The organism is Pelobium manganitolerans, from assembly GCF_003609575.1.
Lineage (GTDB): Bacteria > Bacteroidota > Bacteroidia > Sphingobacteriales > Sphingobacteriaceae > Pseudopedobacter > Pseudopedobacter manganitolerans.
In genome coordinates this window covers 222,891-249,430 of sequence record NZ_MBTA01000027.1, presented here as the reverse complement: position 1 = coordinate 249,430, position 26,540 = coordinate 222,891, and the positions used below count along the sequence as shown (strand labels likewise).

Annotated in this window: 17 protein-coding genes; 13 read left to right on the top strand and 4 right to left on the bottom strand. The window is 40.4% G+C overall.

Going from position 1 to position 26,540, the window contains the following annotated elements; all coding sequences use genetic code 11:
- Positions 1 to 230: 230 nt before the first annotated feature.
- The 7 genes from BCY91_RS14510 (at position 231) to BCY91_RS14480 (ending at position 13,408) form a co-directional block, all read left to right on the top strand.
- Positions 231 to 3,068 (top strand): SNF2-related protein, encoded by a 2,838-nt coding sequence (locus BCY91_RS14510; protein ID WP_120182760.1) that lies wholly within the window; start codon positions 231 to 233, stop codon positions 3,066 to 3,068.
- A gap of 8 nt (positions 3,069 to 3,076) precedes the next feature.
- Positions 3,077 to 3,718 carry a transposase gene (locus BCY91_RS14505; protein ID WP_120182759.1) on the top strand — a complete coding sequence of 214 codons (642 nt, stop codon included), beginning with the start codon at positions 3,077 to 3,079 and terminating at the stop codon, positions 3,716 to 3,718.
- A 12-nt stretch (positions 3,719 to 3,730) separates the two neighbouring features.
- Entirely contained in the window at positions 3,731 to 6,706 is a 2,976-nt protein-coding gene (locus tag BCY91_RS14500) for a DNA methyltransferase (RefSeq protein WP_220699484.1), read from the top strand.
- An 11-nt stretch (positions 6,707 to 6,717) separates the two neighbouring features.
- Positions 6,718 to 8,616, top strand: coding sequence for an RNA-binding domain-containing protein (locus tag BCY91_RS14495; protein WP_120182758.1), 1,899 nt, complete (start codon positions 6,718 to 6,720; stop codon positions 8,614 to 8,616).
- Positions 8,616 to 11,840 carry a DEAD/DEAH box helicase family protein gene (locus BCY91_RS14490; RefSeq protein ID WP_120182757.1) on the top strand — a complete coding sequence of 1,075 codons (3,225 nt, stop codon included), beginning with the start codon at positions 8,616 to 8,618 and terminating at the stop codon, positions 11,838 to 11,840. The genes BCY91_RS14495 and BCY91_RS14490 overlap by 1 nt, the downstream gene beginning before the upstream one ends.
- Before the next feature lie 124 nt (positions 11,841 to 11,964).
- A complete protein-coding gene (locus BCY91_RS14485) occupies positions 11,965 to 12,192 on the top strand; it encodes a hypothetical protein (protein ID WP_147387948.1) in 228 nt (75 codons plus the stop codon).
- Between the two features lie 148 nt (positions 12,193 to 12,340).
- Entirely contained in the window at positions 12,341 to 13,408 is a 1,068-nt protein-coding gene (locus tag BCY91_RS14480) for a mechanosensitive ion channel family protein (RefSeq protein WP_120182755.1), read from the top strand.
- 86 nt (positions 13,409 to 13,494) lie between these two features.
- On the opposite strand, the gene BCY91_RS14475 is transcribed toward BCY91_RS14480, so the two are convergent.
- From BCY91_RS14475 to BCY91_RS17670, 3 genes are all read right to left on the bottom strand, one after another.
- Entirely contained in the window at positions 13,495 to 14,487 is a 993-nt protein-coding gene (locus BCY91_RS14475) for a PorP/SprF family type IX secretion system membrane protein (RefSeq protein ID WP_120182754.1), read from the bottom strand.
- Positions 14,488 to 14,507: 20 nt separating this feature from the next.
- Positions 14,508 to 18,569 (bottom strand): PKD domain-containing protein, encoded by a 4,062-nt coding sequence (locus tag BCY91_RS14470; RefSeq protein WP_120182753.1) that lies wholly within the window; start codon positions 18,567 to 18,569, stop codon positions 14,508 to 14,510.
- Between the two features lie 371 nt (positions 18,570 to 18,940).
- Positions 18,941 to 19,081, bottom strand: coding sequence for a hypothetical protein (locus BCY91_RS17670; RefSeq protein ID WP_182995400.1), 141 nt, complete (start codon positions 19,079 to 19,081; stop codon positions 18,941 to 18,943).
- Between the two features lie 181 nt (positions 19,082 to 19,262).
- Here BCY91_RS17670 and BCY91_RS14465 point away from each other — a divergent pair, with 181 nt between their 5' ends.
- From BCY91_RS14465 to rplT, 6 genes are all read left to right on the top strand, one after another.
- Positions 19,263 to 20,222 carry a 3'-5' exonuclease gene (locus BCY91_RS14465; protein ID WP_120182752.1) on the top strand — a complete coding sequence of 320 codons (960 nt, stop codon included), beginning with the start codon at positions 19,263 to 19,265 and terminating at the stop codon, positions 20,220 to 20,222.
- 2 nt (positions 20,223 to 20,224) lie between these two features.
- A complete protein-coding gene (locus BCY91_RS14460; RefSeq protein WP_120182751.1) occupies positions 20,225 to 21,094 on the top strand; it encodes an aldose 1-epimerase family protein in 870 nt (289 codons plus the stop codon).
- Between the two features lie 248 nt (positions 21,095 to 21,342).
- Positions 21,343 to 23,268: a threonine--tRNA ligase gene (gene thrS, locus BCY91_RS14455; protein WP_120182750.1), complete on the top strand. Its 1,926-nt coding sequence runs from the start codon at positions 21,343 to 21,345 to the stop codon at positions 23,266 to 23,268.
- Positions 23,269 to 23,300: 32 nt separating this feature from the next.
- Positions 23,301 to 23,843, top strand: a complete 543-nt coding sequence (gene infC, locus BCY91_RS14450; RefSeq protein WP_120182749.1) for a translation initiation factor IF-3 — start codon at positions 23,301 to 23,303, stop codon at positions 23,841 to 23,843.
- Positions 23,844 to 23,873: 30 nt separating this feature from the next.
- Positions 23,874 to 24,074: a 50S ribosomal protein L35 gene (rpmI, locus tag BCY91_RS14445; protein ID WP_120182748.1), complete on the top strand. Its 201-nt coding sequence runs from the start codon at positions 23,874 to 23,876 to the stop codon at positions 24,072 to 24,074.
- A gap of 73 nt (positions 24,075 to 24,147) precedes the next feature.
- Entirely contained in the window at positions 24,148 to 24,492 is a 345-nt protein-coding gene (gene rplT, locus BCY91_RS14440) for a 50S ribosomal protein L20 (protein ID WP_120182747.1), read from the top strand.
- A 118-nt stretch (positions 24,493 to 24,610) separates the two neighbouring features.
- On the opposite strand, the gene BCY91_RS14435 is transcribed toward rplT, so the two are convergent.
- Complete coding sequence (locus BCY91_RS14435; RefSeq protein WP_120182746.1) at positions 24,611 to 26,476, bottom strand: LTA synthase family protein; 1,866 nt, start codon at positions 26,474 to 26,476, stop codon at positions 24,611 to 24,613.
- Positions 26,477 to 26,540 lie beyond the last annotated feature (64 nt).

Sequence of the window (26,540 nt, the reverse complement as noted above, 5' to 3'; positions counted from 1 at the left end):
GCATATAGCTGTAACCAGTGATCGCCATACGCTTTTCCTTAATCAAAGAAATTAACCCGAATTTATCTTTATCAAAAAATATAAATATTTCGCTTTCTACTACGCTGGAAGCGATTTTTAATAGCTAATTTTTATAATTTAGCTTAAAAGAGTTTCATGCTAAGCTATCCTATAGTAAACACCTTAAATGCTTGACATGGCGTTATCTTATTATCTTTAGCACTTAAATAATGATAAACAGTTATCAAGCAAAATACTTCGCTTACGAATTATCGAAAAAGGCTACCGCAGAAAGTCCAGAAAAATTTGGTGCGACCTTAATGGATGCTAAAGTGGAATTAAATCCCCATCAAATTGAAGCGGCATTATTTGCATTTAAATCACCCTATTCAAAAGGAGCAATTTTAGCAGACGAAGTAGGCTTAGGTAAAACTATCGAAGCAGGCATATTGCTGAGTCAAAAATGGGCTGAAGGTAAACGTAAAATTTTAATCATCTGTCCATCATCGCTGCGTAAGCAATGGGTAAACGAGTTAGCTGATAAGTTTTATTTAAAGGCTGAAGTAGTTGATAATATTTCCTATAATAAAAAAATACGTGACGGTGTAAAAAATCCATTTGATGCGGAAGCAACTATTAAAATTTGCTCCTATCAATTTGCACGTAAAAAAGCAGAAGAAATTCAATTAACATCTTGGGATTTAGTGGTCATAGATGAGGCCCATTACCTGCGAAATGCCTACAAATACGGTAACGTTACCGCCCAAACCATTCAAAATGCAATACGTGATTACAAAAAAGTATTGCTTACGGCTACTCCACTACAAAACCGTTTAGACGAATTGTTTGGCCTGGTTTCTTTTATAGATCCGGAAATTTTTGGAGACATAAAGTCATTTCGCCGTAACTATGTATTGGAGTCAGGAGCACGTGATATTGAAGGTTTGAAGGAAAGATTGCATAGTATCGTTCATAGAACACTGCGTCGTGATGTGAAAGAATTCATTAATTATCGTGAGCGCATTCCCATTACCCAAAAATTTACGCCTACCGCAGAAGAACAAGATTTATATGAAAAAGTATTAGATTATTTGCGTCAAGAAATAACTTATGCTTTTCCGCCAGGTCAAAAGCATTTAATGCAGTCGGTGATTTTTAAATTATTGGGTTCATCATCTTTTGCCATTAGTAGAACCCTGGAAGCTTTGATCAAAAGATTAAAACATCTTCTGGAAAGCTCAAAAATTGTGGAAGACGATTTATATGAAATGTTTTTGGAAGAATATGAGCATTTGGACGATGATTTAGATGAATCTGACGAGGAACTAGAAGATGATTTTGTCGAAATAACGCTTGATGATAAAATCGCTATTGAGGCAGAAATAAAGCAACTGGAGGAATTTTTATCTTTATCAAACCAAATCCAGCACAACGAAAAAGGTGAAAAATTAATCATTGCTTTGGAACGCGGTTTTGAAAAGCTGAAGGAGTTGGGTGCGTCTCAAAAAGCATTAATTTTTACTGAGTCTACCCGTACCCAACATTATTTATTTGACCGTTTATCAAAAGAAAAGTATAACGGCAGAATCGTTTTGTTTAATGGGCAAAACAGTGATGAAACTTCAAAGCAAATCTATCGTGACTGGTTAGCGGATGAAAATAATGCCGGAAAAATAACAGGTTCGCGAGCGGTAGATATTCGTCAGGCATTAATTGATGCCTTCAAAAGTGATGGGTTTGATGTGATGATTGCTACTGAAGCCGGAGCTGAAGGCATTAACCTGCAGTTTTGCAGTATGATTGTGAATTATGATTTACCTTGGAATCCGCAAAGGGTAGAACAGCGCATTGGGCGTTGTCATCGTTATGGGCAGGAACACGATGTGGTGGTCGTTAATTTCTTAAACGCATCCAATGCCGTTGAAGCACGGGTTTACGAGCTTCTTGATAAAAAATTCAGATTATTCGACGGTGTTTTTGGCTCATCTGATGAGGTTTTGGGAACCATTGAAAACGGAGTTGACTTTGAAAAAAGAATCATTGAAGTGTACAAACTCTGCCGGACAAAAGAAGAAATAGAAAATTATTTCAACCAACTCCAGAAAGAATTTGAAGATCAAATCGATAGCAAAGTAAAGGCTACACAATCTAAACTATTCGATCATTTCGAAGCTAGTGTAATCGATAAACTGCGTATCACACTTTCCGAAACCACAGTGTTTATCGAGAAATACGAAAAATGGCTGTGGGAGCTTCTACGATTTTATATGAAACATAAAGCCCAGTTTATATACGACGATTTTACTTTCGTTCTTAATACTGGTGAGAAATACACGCTAAACAAAAAGCGAGAAGACGCTAAGCCTTTTCGTTTACAAAGTGCTATCGCACAACAAATCATTCGACAAGGAAAAAAGGAACAAACGCCTTTCGCGCATTTAAAATTCAATTTTTCGGATGCAAAAGTTACCTATACCGATATTGAAAAACTAAAATCAAAGCAGGGAATTCTTAAAATAACCAATTTAGAAGTCTCCTCAGAAATCGAATCACATTCTGTATTGTTATTTACAGGGAAAACTATCAACGGCGAAATCTTAAACGATGAAATTTGCCGTTTCATCCTTGGATTGCCGTGCATAGAAGAAGGAAAAGGCAATTTTAAAACGGAAGATATAGAGCAGGTGCATCAAAAAAACAAGCAGCAAAAGCTGGATCATCTCGAAGATACGGATGCTTTGTTGATGCAGCGCGAATTCAAAAAATTTCACAACTGGGCTGATGACAAAATTGCTTTTACCGAATCCGAATTACGAGAAGCCAAAAAAGCAGAAAAAGAAATAGACCGTCAGGCCATGCAGGAAGGTATTTCTACCAGTGAAGCTTTAATATTTCAGGAAGCATTGGCAAAAGCAAAGAAAAAAGTGAGTAGGCTGAAGCGTGAAATGTTTGATCGTGAAGATGAAATTGAACAGGAACGTGACCAAATGATTGAGGAAGCCAGGCAAAAACTAAACAGAGCAATTACAGAAGAAGAAGTGTTTACTATTTCTTTTGAATTGATATAACATTCCAAATGGTACAGCCGTTGAAAAACAGAAAATCGCCGAGAGCATCGTGGTGGGATTATTCCACACCAGGTGCCTATTTTGTGACCATCTGTACCAAAGACAGAGTGCATTTGTTTGGCGAAATTCAAGACAGAAAAATGCAGTATTCCCATTCCGGAATAATTGCCAATATTATTTGGTACGAAATCAAAAACCATTTTCCGACCGTGGAATTGGATGAATTTGTGGTAATGCCCAATCATATTCACGGGATAATCAATATCAATCCGCCATTGGATTTGGATTCCGGTTCAAATTCCGATTCGATTGTACAAACGGGGCGCGACGATTCGAATATCGTGGTAGGGACAGGGCGTCATATTGTAGGGACAGGGCGTCATATTGTAGGGACAGGGCATGCCCTGTCCCAACCGAATGACGCCCCGCCAAACGACGCCGAAAAAAAATCCACGTCCCTATCGACGATTATTGGTTCCTACAAATCTGCGGTGACCAAACATTGCAATCGGTTGGGATTGCCATCTGGCTGGCAATCCCGATTTCACGATGTGATTATAAAATCGGAAAATGACTACGAACGCATAAAAAACTATATCATCAATAATCCGGACAACTGGAAAAATGACGATTTTTACAACCATAATTAACAATTGATAAACGTGAGCAACTACGATAACCTGCAAAAAGTTTTAAAAGAAATATTCGAGATGGACAAGGCGGATCTGGATTTTGGAATCTACCGCATTATGAACCAAAAACGCGATCAGGTAAACGAATTCATCGATAAAAAACTACCCAAAGAAATCAAAGATACTTTAGCACAAATACAGTCTAAAGACAGCATCAGCCTGCAAGCCGAATTGGATAAAATGGGCAAAAACCTTGATGATGCGGGTGTAGCGCGTGAGTCTTCAGAAAAATATTTGACTTTGCAACAGCAGATTACCAATGCTATTGACACCAATGCCCTGGAGCAGGAAGTGTTTTCGCATTTGGCCAATTTCTTTAAACGCTATTACAAAGACGGCGATTTTATTTCGCTTCGCCGTTACAAAAAAGATGTGTATGCCATTCCGTATGAGGGCGAAGAAGTAAAACTGCACTGGGCAAATGCCGACCAATATTACATTAAAACATCGGAGTACTTAAAAAATTATGCCTTCAAACTCAGCGATGGCAAGAAAGTACATTTCCAACTGAAAGAAGCCAGCACCGAGCAAAACAACAACAAAACACAGGGCGATGTAGAACGCCGTTTTGCCATTTTTGAAGAGTTGCCGGTGGAAGTAATTGAAGACGAACTGTACATCAACTTTACCTACGAAACGCATAAGAAAACCGTAAAGCAGGACGAGCTAAGCAAAACAGCTTTTGAAGTTATTGAAGCCAATATCCCAAGTGCGTTTACTTTGGCTTTTGACAAAGCGCCTACCGAGAAAAACAAAAACCGTACGGTGCTGGAAAAGCACTTGAACGACTTTATCTCCCGCAACAGTTTTGATTATTTTATCCACAAAGATTTAGGTGGGTTTTTGCGCCGTGAGTTGGATTTTTACATCAAAAACGAAGTCTTGTTTATAGACGACATCAATACGGAAAACCCGGTTTATTTTACGGCCCAGTTGTCTAAAATAAAAGCACTGAAAACTGTTGCCAGCAAGATTATTGCCTTTTTGGCGCAGATAGAAGATTTTCAAAAGAAGCTTTGGCTCAAAAAGAAATTCGTGATAAGTACCAATTACTGCATTACGCTGGACCGTATTCCTGAGAAATATTACGAAGAGATTTTTGCCAATAAGGCACAATTGGCAGAATGGAAAACATTGTACGATGTCACGCTGAGCGGAGTTGAAGCGCTACAACAAGAAAAATTCTTGGTGCTTGATACCAAATTTTTCTGCGAAGAATTTAAAGATAAATTACTGGAAGAGTTTGATAATCTGGATGAAGAAACCGATGGCTTGCTGATTAATTCTGAAAACTTTCAGGCTTTGAAAATAATGGAGGAAAAATTTAATAAAGAAATTGCTGTTTCCTATATAGATCCGCCATATAACGCTCAATCTAGCGAAATAGCTTACAAAAATAACTTTAAACATTCATCTTGGATTTCTTTAATTGAAAATCGAGTTAACTTTTCTAAATCATTATTAAAGGATGATTTTGTTAAAATAATTGCCATTGATGAGGTAGAAAATTTCAATTTAGGTAAGATGTTGGAGAATATATTTACAGACTGTGAAAATTCTACATTGTCTATTGTGCATAATCCTACAGGGCAACAAGGGTCAAACTTTTCATTTACACACGAATTTGCACATTTCATTTTTCCGTCAGGAAAAAATGTTATTGGATTAGAAGATAGGGAATTGGATAATCGAGAAGCTAAGCCTGATGTAAGACCACTTAGAAATGTGTCCTCTGGTAAAGACCATTTAAGAGAATCTGCTGCAAATTGCTTTTATCCGATTTATGTGAAAGACTTTGAAGTTGTTGGATTTGGAGAAGTTTCTAGTAATGATTTTCATCCCAATTCAATAAATATTAAAAGAGATGACGGAATTATAGAAATTTATCCCATTGATCCGTCCAATGTAGAAAGTAAATGGGTTTTTGCACGAGATACTGTTGAATCAATATTTAATGAATTGACTGTCAAATATGATTCAAAAAAGGATATTTATGATATAATAAGGACGAAAAGCAAATTTAGATATAAAACACTTTGGAATGATAAGAGATACAGCGCTAATAGTTGGGGAAGTGTTATTTTAAATAATATCATTCCAAATAGCCCGTTCAAATATCCCAAATCAATATACACGGTAATCGATTGTGTAGACGCAGGTTTAGGTAATAGAGACTATGGTATTGTTTTAGACTACTTCGCTGGTTCCGGGACAACAGGTCACGCCACCATCAAACTCAACCGTGAAGACCAAGGCAAACGCAAATACATTCTGGTAGAAATGGGGACCTATTTCAATACCGTTACCAAACCGCGTATTCAAAAAGTAATCTATTCTGATAACTGGAAAAACGGCAAACCACAAGATACCGCGGGTATTTCGCAAATGTTCAAATACCAGGTTTTAGAAAGCTACGAAGATGCTTTAAACAATCTGCAATTGGGCAAAAGCATTCCCGATGGTTTGTTCCAGTTTAGCGAAACAGCGCAGGAAGATTATTTGCTCCATTATATGCTCGATGTAGAAACACAAGACCATTTGTTCAACATCGGGATGTTCCGCAATCCGTTCAATTACCAGTTAAAAGTTACCGAGAACAATGAGTTGGTGCCCACCAAAGTAGATTTGGTAGAAACCTTTAATTACCTCATCGGGATGTATGTGAGCCGTGTGCAACGCATCAAAGACATCAAACTTATTGAAGGCAAAACCCGCGAAGGCATCAAAACCCTCATCATCTGGCGCAATCTGGAAACCACCACACATGATGAAGTTGCAAAAGTTTTCAGAAAACTGTACGACGGTGTGCGTTCTTCAGAATTTGACCAAATTTACATCAACGGCGACCATCATTTCGATAACATCCGCAGCGGCGAAGATACGTTTAAAGTGAAACTGATAGAGGAAACTTTCTTTAAAAAGATGTTTAATATTTCTGAATTGTAATAAACTAAAGCGTGGAAAAACAATTAAACCTATTTGACGAATTTGACCATCCAAGTTATCTGATACATTCGGAGGTATTTCCTGATGCCGAATCGGAAGAGGTAGAATTTAAATTGGCGCAGGGCGGTTTCCCAAATGATTTTTGGAAAAGCTATTCTGCATTTGCCAATACACAAGGAGGCATCATTGTTTTAGGTATCGGCGAAAAAAAAGGGAAATTTACGATTGAAGGTCTTAGCAGTGCACAATTAGAGAAATACCAAAAAGATTTTTGGAGCGGTGCAAACAATCGCAACACCATTTCTTTTAATTTATTATCAAATAATGATGTGAAAGAATATGAGTTAAAAGGCAAAAAGCTTTTAGTGTTCCATATTCCGCCGGCAGATAGAAAAGCAAAACCGGTTTACCTCACTAAAAATCCGCTAGGTAATACCTATAAGCGTAACTACGAGGGCGATTATATTTGCAGAGATGAAGAAGTTAAACGAATGTTTGCTGATGCGGATACCTCATACAGTCCAGACAGTCGCTTACTAACTGCTTACACCATTGACGATATAGATCAAGCTTCGTTAAAACAATATCGCCAACTACTATCCGTAGTTCGACCGTCGCACCCGTGGTTAGCATTAGATGACATTGCGTTTTTAACCCAGTTGGGCGGTTACCGTAAAGAGCGTAAAACCGGAAAAGAAGGGTTTACTGTAGCAGGAATATTAATGTTTGGCAAATATCTGAGCATTACGGACGAAGAATGCTGTCCTAAATTTTTTCCTGATTACAGAGAAAAACATACAGATACCATACAAGAACGCTGGGCAGACCGCATTTATCCTGATGGAACATGGGAGTGTAATTTGTTTCAATTTTACAGATTGGTTTATCCAAAACTGAGTTCGCGGTTGCCAAAACCTTTTCAAATGGAAAAGGGCCAAAGAATAGATGAAACCTTAGCTCATACCGCACTTAGAGAAGCGTTTGTTAATACCTTAGTTCATGCCGATTACACAGCGCCCGGGAATATTATTATTGAAAGCAGGCCAGAAATGTTCAGTTTTACCAATCCGGGTACTTTGTTGGTTACTTTGCATCAGTACTATTCCGGCGGAATCAGCGAATGTAGAAATACACATATTCAGAAAATGTTTTTGCTAATTGGAGGTGCTGAGAAAGCCGGAAGCGGTGTAGATAAGATAATGAGTGGTTGGGTGGCTTCGCATTGGCGGAGACCGTATGTGCTGTTAGAAGCCGAACCTGATCGTGTGGTGTTGGAAATGCCTTTGTTTAGCGTGCTACCAGAAGATACACTAGAAAGTTTAAAAAAATATTTTGGAAATGTTGTTGAGACTTTGGGCAAAGATGAACTCACAACATTGTCTATCAGTGAGATTGAGGGAGAGGTATCTAATGCCAAGCTTCAGTATTATCTGGACAGGCACAAAACAGACATTACCAGATTATTGCAGGATTTATGCAAACGGGGATTTCTTACGATGGAAGGTAAAAGCCGATGGACTACGTATCGGTTAAACAGAGAATTCGCAAAAAATGAGGACACTTCCAAAAATGTGGATACTTCCAAAGAGGACACTTCCAAAAATGTGGACACTTCCGAGAATGTGGACACTTCAAATGTGGACACTTCCAAAAATGTGGACAGTTCGGATGATTTTATTTACACAAAAACTAAGTTGGTATCCGAATCTGCATTGGGCAAACAGATTAGAGAAATTTGTCTGGATGAGTATATATCAGTAGAAGAAATTGCAAAGCGTGCCGGTCGTTCTGAAAAATATCTAAAAAACCGAATTATACCAAAAATGCTAGATGAAGGTACATTGATTAAAATGCACCCACAGAAAAATCACCCTCAACAGAAATACATCACAAAAGGCAAATCAAACTGATGGCAAACTTCCACGATAAACTCGTACTCAATAAATACATGCTGTCGCTTTTTGGGATAGACAGTATCGGCAAAAAAATAATTGGTAAAAAAGGCGTTGAGATTTTTACGGATTTGAAGCTTTCTGTAAACGAAGGTTATACCGAAGAAGGCAACACCATGTATCTGCAAACGCTCATCAGTCATTTGTACGGCTCGGAGCAGTTGACACCCACCATGTTGCAAACCTACGATGAAAACATTGTGCGTTACACCAAAGAGATTTCTGAAAATAGGGAAAAACAGATTACCTGGAAGTATTTTCAATATCTCTCGCTATTATTTACAGAGGTGTATTTGGATAAGTACTTTCAGAATAAGGTGAAATTGCTGGCAGATTTGAATGAGTATGTCGCTGAATTTAATTCAAAACTGACGCTGACCGGCACAGGAAAGAAAAAAGATAAGGATGTTTTCACGGCTTCAAAATTTACGCTGGAAAGCTTAAACAAATTAGCTTTTTGGAATGCTACCGGTTCGGGGAAAACCTTGCTGATGCACATCAACATCAAGCAATACCTGCATTACGCCAATCATTACAATCAGCATCATCAGAATAAAGTTTTGCTCATCACACCCAACGAAGGCTTGAGCAAACAGCATTTGGAGGAGTTTGCCAAATCAAACATCCAAGCCAACAGTTTCAGCAAAAGCAGTTCGGGAATGTTTTCGGGTAAAGAAGTAGAAGTGTTGGAAATTACCAAACTGGCAGAAAACAGTGGCGACAAAACCGTTGCGGTAGAAAGTTTTGAGACGGACAATTTGGTTTTGATTGATGAAGGTCACGGCGGAATGAGTGGCGACAGCTGGAAAAAATACAGAGATAAACTGAGCCAAACCGGTTTTGCCTTTGAATATTCAGCCACTTTTGGGCAAGCTATCAACGCATCTTCAGGTGCTAAAAAAACGGAATTCACACAGGAATACGCCAAGAGTATCCTGTTTGATTATTCTTATAAATATTTCTACGAAGACGGTTATGGTAAAGATTACCGGATTCTGAACTTAAAAGATGACGACGACCGATACAGAAAATTGTATCTAACGGCTAATTTGGTTTCTTTTTTCCAGCAACAATTATTGTTTAAAGAGCAAAAAACAGCGTTAAGAGATTTTCTCTTACACAAGCCATTGTGGGTTTTTGTAGGGGGAAAAGTAAATGCCGTGCGGAAAGAAGGAGGCAAAGAAGTTTCCGATGTTTTGGAAATTATTTATTTCTTGACAGATTTCTTGAAAAACCCAACTGTTTCTATTCAGCAAATAGATGAAGTAGTCAATAACAAAGCCGGATTGGTCGATAAAAAGGGCTATTCCATTTTTGAAACATCTTTCAGTTATTTGCTGGAACAAAATCTGGATGCACCAACCATTTTCAACCAAATCAACGAACTGGTTTTCAATAATACAACCATTGGTGCTAATTTATATCTAGACAATCTGAAAGGTGCAGAAGGCGAATTGGGATTGCGTGTCGGCGATAGCGATTACTTCGGTGTCATCAATGTAGGTGATGAAAAAACGTTGTATCAATTGGCCATTACCAATAATGTTTTAGGAACTGAGAAAGACTTTTCAGATTCTCTTTTCAAAAAAATCAATGAAGATACTTCTCCCATTAATTTACTTATTGGATCCAAGAAATTCTCAGAAGGCTGGTCTTCGTGGCGGGTTTCGTCAATGGGGCTAATGAATGTTGGTAAAAGTGAAGGTTCGCAAATTATACAGTTGTTTGGTAGAGGCGTTAGATTAAAAGGGTATCAATTTTCTCTAAAACGTTCTACAGGTTTAGACGATTATCAAAAACCAGAAACCATCAAACAAATCAAGTCTTTGCTTCGCCATTTAGAAACGCTACAAATCTTTGGTGTAAAAGCCGACTACATGGAGCAATTTAAATCGTTTTTAGAAGAAGAAGGTTTGCCGGTAAATGATTCGTCTTGGATTACCATTAAAATTCCTACTGAGCAAAAGAAAATTGTAAAGCAAAACAAACTGAAACTCATTGCCGTTAAGGAAAGCGAAAACTTTAAACGGAATATTTTAGTTCCGCTGATTTACAATGAGAAATTGTTTGACGGAAAGTTGATAGAGCTCGATTGGTATCCTAAGATTGATATTCTGGAGAAAAAACCTTCGGCTGTAGCATTGACCAAAAACAGAGGTTTTTTAAACAGCAATCATATTTCTTTATTGAATTGGAATGCTGTTTATCTGGAAATACAGAATTTTAAAGCAGATAAAAGTTACCACAATTTAAGCCTACAGTTAGCAGATTTAAAAACCATCTTGCAAAATGTATCATGGTACAACCTGTATATTCCGGCACACCATTTAGAATTTACGAAATATGAAAATGTCGCTATTTGGCAAGAGTTAGCCATTACTTTGTTGAAAAAATACATTGAGCAGTTTTATCTCTTTTACAAAAACGAATTCCATTCCAATCACGTAGAAGCTATTATTTTAAATGGTGCCGATGAGAATTTTATACTAGAATATGATTTTAGGTTAAATACCGAGGAAGACGTTGCGCAGTTTCAAAACAAAATTGAAGAGTTGAAAACAACGGTTTTAGAACCAGCTTTCTCTAACATCCAAATAGCATCAGAAGCCAGTGCCTTCGACAATCTACTGCATTTGTATAAACCTTTGGTTTATCTGGGCAAAAACTATCAAAACCAAATACAGGTAAGTCCGATAGCCTTAGACGTGTCTGAGAAGCAGTTTTTAGATGATTTGGTAGATTACACTTTAAAAAATCAGGAATCGCTGAGAGAAATAGAAGTACATGTGCTGCGCAACCAAAGTAAAAAGGGCTTAGGTTTTTTTACAGATGGAAATAATTTCTATCCGGATTTTATATTATGGATTATTAGAGGCGGGAAACAACACATCAAATTTATTGATCCAAAAGGGATACGTAATTCTAAAGGGATTAATGATCCAAAAATTCAGTTTCATAAAGTCATTAAGGAAAAAATACAACCACAGGTTATTGAAAGCGGTATAGAGTTAGATTCCTACATTATTTCTAACACCTCGTACCTAGAGGTGCAGTGGAAGGGTCATTTGTCCATTGAAGATTTTAATAATGTGAATGTGTTTTTTCAGAAAGAGAATTCGGAGACCTATGTTGGCAATATATTATTGCAAGAATTTTTAAATTGTCCGCACCAAACTAATTGATGTTCACTTATTAAAAAGTAGTTACCGCAACTCAATAAGCGTATTTATCCCCTGCGGTTTGGTATGCTATGTGTTTGTAAGAACAGATATTTATCTTAAAAATTTCATAATCAAAGCAATCATCATGAAAAACACTTTTTTAAAAGCAGGTTCTATTTTGATGTTGGCGGGTTTTACGCTGGCAGCATGTAACTCGAACAGAAACTCAGCAGACGACACAAGCGATTCTTTGAACGCGGTTAACTCGGGCACGGGTACCATGGGTGATGTAGCAGACAGCACCGATATGAATGGCCAGCAAATGGACACTTTAGGCACCGATACCAGTAACACCACTATGCCAAACAGGTAAGTGCTTATTCTTTACCATTCATCGAAAACCGTAAGTTTTGCTCTTGCGGTTTTTTTTGTGTTTTAATTTCGATACAATCATTGCAAGTGTGTTGGCTACTCCCCCCAGCTTGGTTTAAATTTTGTACAGCTCTACAAAATTAAGCGATATGCAAACATCAGAACCTATAGAAGAACACGAGCTTGCGCACATCAAGAATGATGAAAAAGTGCAAAAAGCTTTGAACGAGCATGGTAACAATCCAAAAAAAGTAGGAGAAAGCGTTAAGAAGCAGGCACCCTTGCTGGGCCTGTCGGCCCTGATATTTGCAGTTTGTGCCACGCTTTTTTATCTTTTAAAATTCAAAATACTTCCTGTGCCGCAACTGTACCTTCCGCTTGCGCAAAAAATAGTGCTGGCGGCCATGTTCATTTGTTTGGTTTTGCTGGCCAACCGTTTGTTAAAAAAAGTCTTCGGACGCAAGATTTCCGATAAAACTACCTTGTTTAATTTTGAGCGTATAGCCAACCTCTTTGCTGGTTTGTTGGCTATGGCCATTGTTTTATCGGTGCTATTTGCCAATTGGTACACCGCCATGGTGTCTTTCGGCATTGTGTCGCTTATTTTGGGCTTTGCGCTACAAAATCCTATCACCAGTTTTTTCGGGTGGATTTACATTCTGATTAGAAGACCTTACGAAGTGGGCGACCGCATACGCATTGGAGATGTTTATGGCGATGTGATTAATGTGAGCTATTTTGATACTACTTTGTGGGAGGTGCGTGGCGATTACCTTTCCAGCGATCATCCCAGCGGGCGCATTATCCGCTTTGTAAACTCTAAGGTGTTTGATGAATATGTTTACAATTACTCTTGGCCTTTATTTCCCTTCATCTGGAACGAGCTGAATTTTTACATTGCTTTTGAAAGCGATTTTAAATTTACATCAGAAACTATAAAACGCGTGGCACAGCAAGAAATAGGGGAGGCGATGATAAGGCGCGTAAAACGTTTCAAAAAAATATTGGACGATACCCCTGTTGACGAATTTGACGTGAACGAATATCCTTCTGTCACCCTCCGTGCAGATGGAAATACTTGGGTACAGGTAGTTGTCCGCTATTTGGTTGAGCCTAAAAAATCTAGCCGGGTAAAAAGACAGCTCTTTGATGTAATTATGGAAGAGCTGAAAAAACACCCCGACAAAGTGCTGTTCCCGAAAACGAATATGAGATAGGAGATTTGAGATATGAGATGTGAGAATCTAAAACGAACTCAATACCCACTACTCAATACTCACTACCCAATACCCACTACCCAATACTAATAAAACTCATAACATCTGCCGGCACCAAATTCTTGTTCGCGGTTTTCGCCGGTTTCAAAGCCAACGCTTATTTCTGTGGTACCGCTGGTGTTGCCGTAGTTCAGTTTGTTCATGGTAGCATCATGGCTGATGCCTAAGCGCATTTTTTGGTTTTTCTCGCGCTTGGTGAAAATATCGAAAATGAAAGAAAGCACAATGGCATCGCTTTTATAATCGCCACCGGCGCGGTACCACAAACCTGCGTTTACGCCGTTATATTTAAACTGCATGCCGGCACTCATGGATGTTGCTTTTGCTTGGTTATAATAAACCACCGAAGGCACCAACAACATATTCTCGCTTCCGTCGCCACTTAAATCTACCTTGTAGCTCATATAGGCGGCCGTGCGGATAGGGGTTGGCACTTTGCTGCCGCTAAAAGACTCATCGGGTTTGTTAAGGTGCAATACCGAACCGCCCAGCATCAGTTTCCCCCAAACGAAGTTGGCGCCTGCTCCGGCATCAAAATAATATTTATTGTCGTTAAAAGGTTTTTCTGCCATAGATTCGGTACCGGTAAAGCCCAGACGTAAATCCAATTGGTCCGAGAAAACCAATTTGCTAAAATCCATGCTTCTGTTAGTAACCCCTCCCTGCAAGCCAAAAGAAGCAGAAAAGCGTTCATCGCCAATGATATAGGCATAAAGTGCCGATAAGCTGTTTTTGCGCAGGTAAGCAATGCCTTCCGACGAGCTGTTAGCCAGCAGGCCAACACCGCCGGCGCCGTTTGGAAGCTTATAATCGGCAGAAACCGAAACATAACTTAGCTCGCCACCGATAGACGACCACTGGTTGCGGTAAATCATGTTCATGCGGAAAGACCCGTCAAACTGACCTGTTAAGGCGGGATTAAGGTAGCTTGGCGCATTATAAAACTGCGAAAAGATATGGTCTTGCGCTTGAGTGTTCATCGCCCAAAGGCAAAAAAACGTGAAAATTAATTTTTTCATAGTGTGTTTTTCAATTGATTTTAGCGTATTAGATTTAGTGTGCCTGCTTTTTTAGGTTCTGCGCCTTCGCGATAGCTCATGCCCGCCCACTCGGTTCCGTTAATGAATTTTGCAGATGCTTCCCAAAAGTAAATGCCCTGTGGTGCTTTATCGCCGTACATCAGACCGTCCCAGCCTTCAACCGGCCTGCCTTTATCGTCTAAAGCTGTAGTTTCCCAGATGAGTTGGCCCCATTTGTTAAAAATGCGGAAATGCCACTCGGCCATGCCCGATCCTTTTGGCTTAAACACGCGTATTTCATCTACCAAACTGTTAGGCATAAATGCGTTGGGGATAAACAAACTGCCCGGTACACCCAGGATTTTAACGGTTTGCTCTAGGCTGTTGCTACAGCCGTTGGCATTAACAGCAGTAAGTTTCACTTTGTAACTGCCTGTATCTGCGTAGCTGTGTTCGGCATCCATCCCGGTAGCACTTTGTCCATCGCCAAACTCCCACAAATAGGATTTAGTGTCGCCTACTGTTTCATTTTTAAAGGTAAAACGATAGTTAGGGTATTGGATAGTAAGTCCCGGCGATACCACAAACTTGGGCTGTGGCGTATTACCAACATGGATAAGGTCTATTTTTTCTAAAGTATCTGCGCAAGCGAAAGCACTGTAACTGATGAGTTTCACGCTGTAACTGCTTTTGCTGCCGCGATACAGGTGCACCGGATTTTTTGCCGTGGAGGTTTCGCCATCGCCAAAATCCCATAGGTACGAGATGGCGCCGGTGCTTTGGTTTTCAAACTGAACGTTTACCGAATCGCAGGTGCCACTGCTGCGCACAAAAAACGCACTTTTAGCATTGGGGAACACGCGGATGGTTTCTGTGGTAGTAGTGTCCGAGCAGCCGTTGGAAGCCGTTAGTTTTACCACGTAAGTACCGCCTTGGCTAAAAGTATGGTTAATGGTTTCTGGCGATTGGTTGCCTTCAATAATGGTTCCGTCGCCGAAATCATATTTATAAAAGGTTGCGCCCTTAGAGTTATTGAAAAATTGCACCGTATGCGGCGCACAACCTTCGTACTGGTCGCCGTTTACCACCAGTTCTGGCTCAACCGTGTTTGGCGAAACACGGATTACATATTGGCTGGTATATACGCCACAATCTGTTTCTGTAGTCAGTTTTGCGGTAAAAACTTTGGTTACCGGGCTGTTGTAAGTATGTTGCACAGGCTGGTTACTGTTGCTTTGGTAGGTGATGCCGTCGCCAAAATCCCAGAAATACTTATTTGCCGAACCTTTGGTGTTGTTTTTAAAAGTGATTTTCAATGGCGAACAACCCGCGGTCCTGTCCGGCGAGAAAGTTGTTACACCCCCCGATGCAGAAACGTACAAAGTTAGTGTAACCGGATCTCCGGCGCAGCCGGTGCTGTTTTGCGGTACAATGGTGTAAGTGACCGTGCCGGTGCTGTCGCCATCATTAAGCAAAGTTTCTGTAATCTCTTTTAATGCTTTAGATGTATTGTTTTGGCTGTTGCCTGATATTTTTGCGCTAGCTACGCTGGTCCAGGTGTATTTTAAATCTGCGAAAGCAGAATTTAGTAAAATAACCACCGTTTTGCCCGAACAGATGGTTTCACTGCTTGGCATAGCGCTGAAGGTGGGCTTAGTTTTTACTTCAACTTTCAGGGTTGCCGTATCACTTAGGCAGTTACCTTTTTTAGCCACAATTTGGTAAATGGCATAGCCATCCGCAGTAACATCTGCACAAGCGAACCTGCTTTTTATAGCTCCGCTACCTTTAACAACAGCGCCATTTACATTTTCTGCCTTGGTTAAAAACCACTCATATGTAGCTTGCGCTACGTTGCTTGTGAGCTGGTAATCAAGGTTTTCGCCACTGCAAAGGCTTATTTGTTTGGCACTTGTAATTTGGATAGCCGGATTAATGGTAATTTCTACAGCGTCTTCTACCACATCGCAAGGTGCGCTGTTTTGGGTTTTTACCGACAGCAAAAGTTGTAGCTTACCCTGCTGACGTTCTGTCTCGGATGGCGTATAGATTGGGTTTGCCACATTCCGCGACGGCCGGAAAGTTCCCGTACCGCCCGTCCAGGTCAAGTTTTCGTAAATGCCCTCCACCTTGCCGTCTAATGCTACATCGCCGCTGGCGCAAATTTCTTGGTTGGCGCCGGCATTTACGGTAGGCGCTTCGCTAAAAGTGATGCTTTTGTTTAAGGACGTTGAACCGCAGTTGTTTACTTGGCGCACCACAATTTTGTAGGTTCCAAAATCTTCAAATAAAATGCTGGGATATTTAGAGTTTTCGTTGCTTCCGTTTTTAAAGCTGAAGCGCCCTCCGCTGATTTCCCATTGGTAAGTATCGCTTTCTGCCAAGCTGGTACCGGTAAAAAGTGTCTGCATGGCGTTCCCGGTTCTATCATCAAAGCTCAGTAACTGGTTTTTTCCGCAAAGGTTTTCGGCCCAGTTGGCTTTGATGGTAGGTGTTTCATTAATAACCACCGTTTTTTCTACCGCTGCCGCATTGCAGGGCGAAAGCACTTGCAACTTCACTTTGTAAACACCGGCCTGTTTAAAGCGGAAGACCGGATTTTTACTGCTGGCATCTGTGCCTTGTATAAATTCGTAGGCGTTTCCTTCAACCTGCCAGTGGTAGCTGTTTCTGGCATTCGGGTCCAAATCATAAACGGAAGCATCTGTGGCGTAAATTTCTGCGCCAACACAAGCCTTAGTTTCTGAAAGGCTAAAATCGGGTTTGGTGGCCTCTTGCACATATACGGTACGCGAAATAGGCGCTGCATCACACACGGCAAAGCTTTGCGACTCTAAACGGATGGTATGAAAGCCCGGCGTATCAAAAACATGTTGCAGATTGTAGCTGATGGGCACGCCTTGCGGTGTAATGGCTACATCGTCCACATACCAATAATATAAATTTTTGCTGTTACCACATTCTGGGGAGGTAGCGCTTGGATTATCGCCCGGCAAAGAACCGTTGGGGATGGTGATAGCGGTATTGATACAAAGTGACTCGGGAAGTTTGAAACGGTTTTCGGGCTGTGTTACCACTTTAGACTGTGTAGAGATAGGCACGCTCACCAAACCGCAAAACGGACTTTTCACCTGATAGATGATACCGTACACGTTGTAATAATTAACATCGTTAATACGGATTTGCTTACCGCAGGATGATTGTACGTAACGGTGACTAATTTGAGATTTGGCAGCCATAATCTGATTAGGCGTAACTTCCTCTATCACGCCGTCGCCCCAATTAATTTGGTACGAGTAGCCGGGGAAGTTATTTTGAATGCCGTTGGATGACTCCGTTTCAATATCGTATTGCAAATCGGCAGGCAAACAAACGGTGCTGTTAGCTGGTGCACTAAAACCGGGTTTAATAATATTGTTGATTAAAAAGAAGGCCTGCGTAGCAATTACGCCGTCTTTTTTTGTCCAAACCCATAAAGTATAATCGCGCATGGCGGCATTAACGCTTAATATTGGCTTGTCGGTAAAATCAAGTTCTTCGCTGCTGCCGTCCCTATTATCTACAACGGTAAGTTTGGTGCTGGCACCTGTGGAGCTATTGCTGAAGCGGAAAACGCTGCTACGCTCGGGCTGGCACAAGCCAAATGTTTTAGGTTGATTGCTGATAGTTTGGTTGGCATTGGCATCAATAGCGGCTGTGAGGCCTTTTTTTGCTGCTATTGTGAATGGGTCAGAAGCTTCGCTGCTTAAACCGGCGCCATAACTTACTTTTACGCGGTATTGCCCGGGCGCTAAGTTGGCCGGAATGGTTCCATTAACAAAAGTGCTGTAAAAGCCCTTGTACTCGCCAATTTCTTTAGGCGAAGTAAAGCTGCCGTCGGCATCCGAAAGTAACAGCTTGAAAACGTTGTTTACAGGCAGTTTACCATCGGCATCTTCAATACTAATGGGCACGGCAATAGTTGAGCCTTGGCCAAATGCACCATCCGCAATATCACCTATTTTGACGCTTTGACCTAAAACAGTGTGAAGATTTAAAAATAGCGAGAAGATGAATAATAGGATAGATTGTGTTTTCCGCATTTACGTTCCCTCCATCAGCTATTGCTGATTGTTAGGCGTATACGAGCACACAAAAGAAAAGTGGCGGAAAAAATCGTCTATGATAAATAAATTACAAACTGACTATTTTTTAGGATAAACCGGCTGATTCAAATTAACTAAACCACGTATCAGCGCTTAGTTAAAGGTAACTAGCCACCCTATCCGGAGCATTAACTCCGGATTGTTTAATGGAATTGAGTTTCCAAACTCAACAAATGAGAAACCATAAACCTGTTTTGTGGTGTTTAGGAGTCTTAGCCTCTTTTCCATCGTAAATCCTTAGATGTCCTTCGGAGTTCTAAGGAAACGTGCGCTTTTGATTATTACTGGCGTGGAATTATTAGCTCGGTTTAAAGGCTGTTGGTAAGCACCCAATAGCGGTAGGCGGTTAGCACTTTTTCAAATTTAGTTAAGCGATTAGGATCTTTACGGTATAAGCTTGGCAATACCATTTTGTTCAGCCTGTTCAGTAATTTAAAAAGAGCTTTCATATTTCAGCATCGTCAAAAACTGTACCTTAGAAAACCTTAACCTTAAGCCATTCGCCTTCCACCTCAAACCCTACACCTCAAACCTCCTACCTTATACCTTCCACCCAATTCTCAATTAGGTTTTCATACTCTGCAAAAAATAACGACCTTCATTTTTTATTAAAGAACGCATAAACAATAGATGAAACTAAACTTAAAACGGCCGCTTGCATTTTTCGATATCGAATCTACCGGCGTAAACGTCGCATCAGACCGCATTATCGAAATCTCAATCCTCAAAGCATCGCCAGCAGGTACAGAAGAAGTAAAAACCATCCGCGTACATCCCGGAATTCCAATTCCGTTAGAGTCGTCGTTGATCCACGGAATTTACGACGAGCATATCAAAGATGCGCCATATTTTAAACAAGTGGCTCAAGAAATTATTGATTTTATTGGCGAGGCCGATTTGGCGGGCTACAATTCTAATAAATTTGACATCCCGATTTTAATTGAAGAGTTTTTACGGGCAGGTATCGAGTTTGATATTGAGAACCGCAAATTCGTGGATGTGCAAAATATTTTCCACCAAATGGAACAGCGCACGCTTAAAGCGGCATACAAATTTTATTGCGATAAGGAAATTGTTAATGCACACTCGGCAGAAGCCGATATTCGAGCCACCTACGAGGTGTTGCTTGCGCAGATTGAGCGTTACGCCGATAAAGAATTTGAGGACAAAAAAGGAAATATCAGTAAGCCAGTAGTAAACGATGTGGATGCTTTGCACGAGTTTACCAATTTAAATAAACCGGTGGATTTTGCCGGCCGTATGATTTTTAACGAAGACGGCATTGCCTGTTTCAATTTCGGCAAGCATAAAGGCAAAAGTGTTTTTCAGGTGTTTGATGAAGAGCCCAGCTATTATGCTTGGATGATGAACGGCGATTTTCCTTTATACACCAAAAACCGTTTGGATAAATATTGGAAAGAGCACCGCTCACAAAAAACAGATCAACGCCAGGCACAAAAACCGCGCGATGCGGCAAAGCCTTTCCAACAGAGGCCTCAACAACAGAATTTTCAGAAAAAAGAAAAACCGAGCGCACCGGCAGACGCCGATATGTTGCAACAGCTGGCCAATAAATTCAAGAAAATATAATTATGGTTATCCTCGAAAACGACTTTATCAAAGCCACCATCAGCAGTAAAGGCGCCGAAATACATTCCTTAATTAACAAAGCCAATGGCACCGAATATATGTGGCAGGGAAATCCGGATGTTTGGGCTTTCCATGCGCCAAACCTGTTCCCCGTTGTTGGCGGGCTAAAGAACAATACGCTAAATGCCAAGGGGCAAGCTTACACGCTCAATCGTCACGGTTTTGCGCGTAACGTTACATTCCGCAGAATAGAGTCGGCGCCTTTACAGGCCATTTTTGAATACCGTTATGATGAAGAAACTTTAAAAGTTTACCCTTATAAATTCGAGTTTCAGGTCATTTATCATTTAGAGCGCGGGCGCCTGCGCGTTTCTTACAAGGTGATTAATATGGATGAGGGCGACATTTATTTTTCTGTGGGTGCGCACCCAGCATTTAATGTACCCTTAACTGCCGGCGAAAGCTTTGAAGATTATTACCTAGAGTTTGAAAAAGAAGAGGCCTTGCATACGCATTGGTCTAACAGTGAAGGCTTGCTGAGCGGCGAAACCAGTGAAGTAGTGTTAGCACAAAACCTTTTACCTTTAAAACGCGATTTATTTGCGCACGACGCACTGATTTTTAAGAATATCCAATCGCGCGCGGTAACCTTGCGCAGCACGAAGTCGGACAAACATGTGCGCGTTTCTTTTCCATACTTTGCTTTTCTGGGCATCTGGACAAAAGCCGATGCGCCCTTCATCTGCATTGAGCCTTGGTTAGGCGTTACCGACACTGCCGAGGGCCATGCAGATATCTCGGAAAAAGAAGGCATCCAAACCCTAGAAAAAGGCCACGTTTTTGAAACAGATTATTGTATCGAAGTGGGGTAGGAGGTAGCTGGTAGTGGGTGGTTAGTTAGTTAGTTAGTTAGTTAGTTAGTTAGTTAGTTAGTTAGTTAGTTAGTTGGTTAGTTTCTCATATCTCAAATCTCCCATCTCATAGATCCCACGCGAGCTCCCTCTCCTTTGAAGAGGGTTGGGGTGAGGCAAAATTTTCGTACTTTTGCAACTCAAACAAAAACGCACATTTGTATGTGCGCGAACAAATTATTTTTCACAAGTCATAAATCATATTGTAGATGATTAAAATTACACTTCCCGACGGTTCTGTACGGGAATACGAAAGCGGTACAACGCCGCATCAGGTAGCTTTGTCTATTTCAGAAGGTTTGGCACGCAATGTTTTGGCAGCAGAAGTTAACGGCACCGTGGTTGATTCTTCAACACCTATCCACAGCGATGCAAACCTAAAACTGCTCACTTGGAATGATAGCAATGGGAAATCCACCTTCTGGCATTCTTCTGCACACTTATTGGCCGAGGCTTTAGAAACGCTTTATCCCGGAACAAAATTTGGTATTGGCCCTGCCATTGAAACAGGCTTTTATTATGATGTAGATTTTGGCGATCGCGAGTTTTCTTCCGACGATTTCAAGAAAATTGAAGATAAAATGTTGGAGCTGGCACGTAGCAAATCAGAGTATATACGCGAAGGCGTGAGCAAAGCCGATGCTTTAAAATATTTTGAAGCGAAAGGCGATGAGTACAAGCTGGATTTGATTAAAGATTTAGAAGACGGAAAAATCACTTTCTACACTCAAGGTAATTTTACCGATTTATGCCGCGGGCCGCACATCCCAAATACCGGTTTTATTAAAGCCGTGAAACTAATGAACGTGGCCGGTGCTTATTGGCGTGGCGATGAAACACGTAAACAGCTTACCCGCATTTACGGCGTTACTTTTCCAAAACAAAGCGAATTAACAGAATATTTACACCTGTTAGAGGAAGCTAAAAAACGCGACCATCGCAAGCTGGGTAAAGAGCTAGAGCTTTTTACTTTCTCGGAAAAAGTAGGTATGGGCTTGCCTTTGTGGTTGCCAAAAGGTACCGCACTGCGCGAGCGTTTAGTGAATTTTTTACAGAAAGCACAGCAAAAAGCGGGTTACGATCAGGTAATTACCCCACACATTGGCCATAAGAACCTATACGTTACCTCTGGCCACTATGATAAATATGGGGCAGATTCTTTTCAGCCGATAAAAACGCCGCAAGAAGGAGAGGAGTTTTTCTTGAAGCCGATGAACTGTCCGCACCACTGCGAAATTTATAAATCAAAACCACGCTCTTACAAAGATTTGCCTGTACGTTTGGCCGAGTTTGGAACGGTTTACCGTTACGAGCAGAGCGGCGAACTGCACGGGCTAACCCGCGTTAGAGGTTTTACGCAAGATGATGCGCATCTTTTTTGCCGGCCAGACCAAGTAAAAGAAGAGTTTAAAAAAGTAATAGACTTGGTGCTTTACGTTTTTAAAGCCTTAGGTTTTGACAGTTATATTGCGCAGGTATCACTCCGCGACCCCGAAAACAAAGCCAAATACATCGGTACAGATGAAAACTGGGATTTGGCAGAAAGGGCTATTATAGAGGCCGCGGCAGAAAAAGGTCTAAGTACTGTTGTAGAAACCGGTGAAGCGGCATTTTACGGCCCTAAGCTGGATTTTATGGTTAAAGATGCCTTGGGACGTAAGTGGCAGTTAGGAACCATACAGGTAGACTATAATTTGCCAGAACGTTTTGAGCTGGAATATACCGGTAGCGATAACCAGAAACACCGCCCCGTGATGATCCACCGGGCGCCGTTTGGCTCTTTAGAACGCTTTGTGGCCGTGTTGATAGAGCATTGCGGAGGTAATTTCCCGCTGTGGCTTACGCCAGAGCAATTTATCGTTTTGCCCATTTCAGAGAAATATGAGGATTATGGAAAAAAAGTTTTAGAATCTCTCAATAATTCCGATATTCGCGGACTAATTGACTTTCGGGATGAGAAAATCGGTCGAAAAATCAGGGATGCCGAAGTCAAAAAAATTCCTTTCATGTTAATTATAGGTGAGAAGGAGATGGAAGATGGTACAGTTTCTGTAAGAAAGCATGGCGAAGGTGACCAAGGGACTATGAGTATAGAAGCGTTTAGAGGGCATCTTCAAAAAGAATTTTTAGTTTAAAATAAAGATGGAGGATAATCATTAGACCAAAATTGAATCCGAACAGAAGTAGAAGAACAACCGAACCCGCTCATAATATCAATAAGCGTATTAGAGCTAGGGAAGTAAGGGTAGTTGGAGAAGGTATAGAGCAGGGCGTGTACCCTATTGAAAAAGCCTTGGCAATGGCCGACGAAATGGATCTTGACCTAGTTGAGATCTCTCCAAACGCTAATCCACCGGTATGTAAAATTGTTGATTACAACAAATTTGTTTACGAGCAGAAGAAAAAGCTTAAAGAAATTAAAGCCAATGCCAAACAAACGGTAATCAAAGAAATTAGGTTTGGGCCTAATACCAGCGACCACGATTTTCAGTTTAAGCTAAAGCACGCCATTTCTTTCTTAGAAAACGGAGAGAAAGTACGCGCATATGTGCACTTTAAAGGTAGAGCCATTGTTTATAAAGAACAAGGTGAGATATTACTATTAAAGTTTGCCCAAGCTTTGGAAGATTATGGAAAAGTAGAACTATTGCCAAAGTTAGAAGGCAAACGTATGTTCTTAACAGTAGCGCCAAAAACGGGAAAAAATTAATATAAACAGGTTAAATTAAAAAGCATTATCATGCCAAAAATGAAAACCAATTCTAGTGCGAAAAAGCGTTTTTCGCTTACTGGAACAGGTAAAATCAAAAGAAAGGATGCGTTTAAAAGCCACATCCTAACCAAAAAAACGACTAAGCAAAAACGTAACTTAACCACTACCAGCTATGTGTCAGATGCTGATATGGGTAATGTTAAACGTATGCTTTGCATCGGAAAATAGTTAGAGTTTATTAACCAGGTACTGGGTTTAAGTAGGGCAAATGCCTTCACCTCTTACCAAAAACAATTAAATTATGCCACGTTCGGTTAACGCAGTAGCGTCAAGAAGAAGAAGAAAAAGAATCTTAAAATTAGCCAGAGGCTACTGGGGTTCAAGAAGCAAGGTTTACACCATTGCCAAAAATACTGTTGAAAAAGGTTTACAATACGCTTTCAGAGACAGAAAAGTTAAGAAAAGAGAGTTTAGAGCTTTATGGATACAACGTATCAACGCTGCAACCCGTGAACATGGAATGTCTTACTCTCAATTTATCGGAAAAGTTGGTGCTAAAAACATCGGTTTAAACAGAAAAGTTTTAGCTGATTTAGCAATGAACGATCCTAAAGCTTTTGCAGCTATCGTTGAAGCAGTAAAGTAAAACAAACAAAATTCCCGTTTTTTAAAAAAGAGCTTAAGCAATTAAGCTCTTTTTTTGTGCACGTACTTCTGATCCCTAGAAGTTTATTTGTGCCATTCACTATCGTCACTTTCACTACTCACCACGCCATATAATCTGTAAAAACTAATTGCATCAGTGCTTTGGCTTCTTTAAGTAGATGGTTTTCACGTTTTTTATCAGGAAATTGGTCTTGGTAAATTATACGTTTCCCTACAGGGTCAAAACTGATCGCGCGTTTGTTACTGTCTACCATACCAAAGCCATTGTTCCAGCTGTAAAAAGCGAAGGACTTAGCGTCTGGCGCCAACAAATTTTTGCTGTAGTGGAATGCCGTATCAGTACAGTTGAGCTGTTGTAAAAGGGTAGAGGCCAAATCAACCTGGCTACCTATACGGTTGATTTTTTGGTTGCGGTACGCTTCGTTTAATGCGCCCCCGAAAAATAATAGAGGAATGTGGTATCTTCCTGGTTCAAAGATTTCGTTTTTTTCGGTGGGTAAACGGTGACCATGGTCGGCCAGCATAATGAACAGCGTGTTTTGATACCACGACTGTTTTTTTGCTTTTTGCACATAATCATACAATACAGAATCGGTGTAAAAACTGGTGCTCCTGAACATATTGTTTACATTGTTTTTCCCGAATTTGTATGAGCGCAGATAAAAAGGTTCATGGTTGGATAGCGTAAGAAAAGTAGAGAAAAAAGGTGTTGAAGTCTTGTTCAGCATTTCTAAATGCGCCTTCGCGGTCACTTCGTCAGCAAAGCCCCATTTGGTGGTTTTTGCATCACTTTTTATATCGTATTGGTCTTTTACATGTGTAAAGCCGTGGCTCATCAAGTACGATTTGAAATTGGCAAAGTTTAAATCGCCACCATAAATAAAAGAATTATGATAGCCTTTTTTGTTAAGCTCCAGAGGAATGGCCGGCAAGCGCATCTGTTTTTCATTTTGTTTGATGATACTTTCTGTTGCCTGGGATGGAAAAGCACTTAAGGTAGCCACCAAACCTTTATCTGTACGGTCGGAGGCAGAATAAATGTTGGTAAACAATAAACCTTCTTTGATAAGTTTGCTAAAGTTCGGTGTAATATCTTGCTCTGGTCCCAATTCCTTGATTACATCGGCAGTAAAACTTTCAATAATAATTAAAACCACGTTCGGTGTTTCGGTTTTTAAGATTTTTGGAAAATCTTGCGGGCGCACAAAAAGACTGTCGCGCATGGTTTTGGCTTCTCCGGCAGAAAAATATACATATGGGTTAGTTTTTAATTGGCTTTGGCTTAGCACATCCGAAATTAAAAACCAATTGGTGTTTATGGCCGCGATATTTAAAGCCTGATGGTTGCTAAAATAAACCCGGCTGGTATTCATTGGCGCCACGCTAATGCTTCCGCGGATAGCTAAAAACGTCAAACCCAATAGCAAAACTACCGTGGGGCCTTTTAGTGCTAAACTTACTTTTTTTAAAACAATGATATGCCCTTTAAAGCATAGTTTGTACAAGCCTATGCCCGTAGCCACCAACAAAAGCAAGGTAACCAATGTGCGTAAAATAGGAGACGAGGCTGTGGAGGCAAGTGCTTCTGCAGGTGCGTCTAAAGCCATATCAATAGCTTTGTAATTAATTTTGCTTCCCCATTCCCGATAAATATTTACATCAATTACACTGACAACAGCAGTAATAACAATTAAAATAATAGTGTAAATATTGAGGGGTTTGATGTTGACCCTCAGTGGTTTAAATAGCCATAAAAACGCCACGTACAAGAACGGTAAAGCACAAAAATAGCCGGCCATAGACATATCCATCAGGGCACCGCGGTAAAAGGTGTTAAAGATTTCTTTCGCACTAAACTCACTTAATTTGTCGGCGTTCCAAAGCTCAAATGCTAGTTTATTGAGGATAAAAAATACAAGCCAAAAAAGGAAGTATTTTATAAAAAAAGACAGGCTTTTAAGCATGGCGCAATTTATAAAAGAATGCACAAGCTTAAAAGCAGGCGAGTAAATAATTGACTCAGGAGTA

Coding starts and splice junctions, on each gene's coding strand:
- BCY91_RS14435 (WP_120182746.1), bottom strand. CDS start 26,476: ATGCTTAAAAGCCTGTCTTTTTTTATAAAATACTTCCTTTTTTGGCTT.
- BCY91_RS14485 (WP_147387948.1), top strand. CDS start 11,965: ATGAAAAACACTTTTTTAAAAGCAGGTTCTATTTTGATGTTGGCGGGT.
- rplT (WP_120182747.1), top strand. CDS start 24,148: ATGCCACGTTCGGTTAACGCAGTAGCGTCAAGAAGAAGAAGAAAAAGA.
- BCY91_RS14505 (WP_120182759.1), top strand. CDS start 3,077: ATGGTACAGCCGTTGAAAAACAGAAAATCGCCGAGAGCATCGTGGTGG.
- BCY91_RS14460 (WP_120182751.1), top strand. CDS start 20,225: ATGGTTATCCTCGAAAACGACTTTATCAAAGCCACCATCAGCAGTAAA.
- BCY91_RS14475 (WP_120182754.1), bottom strand. CDS start 14,487: ATGAAAAAATTAATTTTCACGTTTTTTTGCCTTTGGGCGATGAACACT.
- BCY91_RS14465 (WP_120182752.1), top strand. CDS start 19,263: ATGAAACTAAACTTAAAACGGCCGCTTGCATTTTTCGATATCGAATCT.
- BCY91_RS14470 (WP_120182753.1), bottom strand. CDS start 18,569: ATGCGGAAAACACAATCTATCCTATTATTCATCTTCTCGCTATTTTTA.
- BCY91_RS14490 (WP_120182757.1), top strand. CDS start 8,616: ATGGCAAACTTCCACGATAAACTCGTACTCAATAAATACATGCTGTCG.
- thrS (WP_120182750.1), top strand. CDS start 21,343: ATGATTAAAATTACACTTCCCGACGGTTCTGTACGGGAATACGAAAGC.
- BCY91_RS14510 (WP_120182760.1), top strand. CDS start 231: ATGATAAACAGTTATCAAGCAAAATACTTCGCTTACGAATTATCGAAA.
- rpmI (WP_120182748.1), top strand. CDS start 23,874: ATGCCAAAAATGAAAACCAATTCTAGTGCGAAAAAGCGTTTTTCGCTT.
- BCY91_RS14480 (WP_120182755.1), top strand. CDS start 12,341: ATGCAAACATCAGAACCTATAGAAGAACACGAGCTTGCGCACATCAAG.
- BCY91_RS17670 (WP_182995400.1), bottom strand. CDS start 19,081: ATGAAAGCTCTTTTTAAATTACTGAACAGGCTGAACAAAATGGTATTG.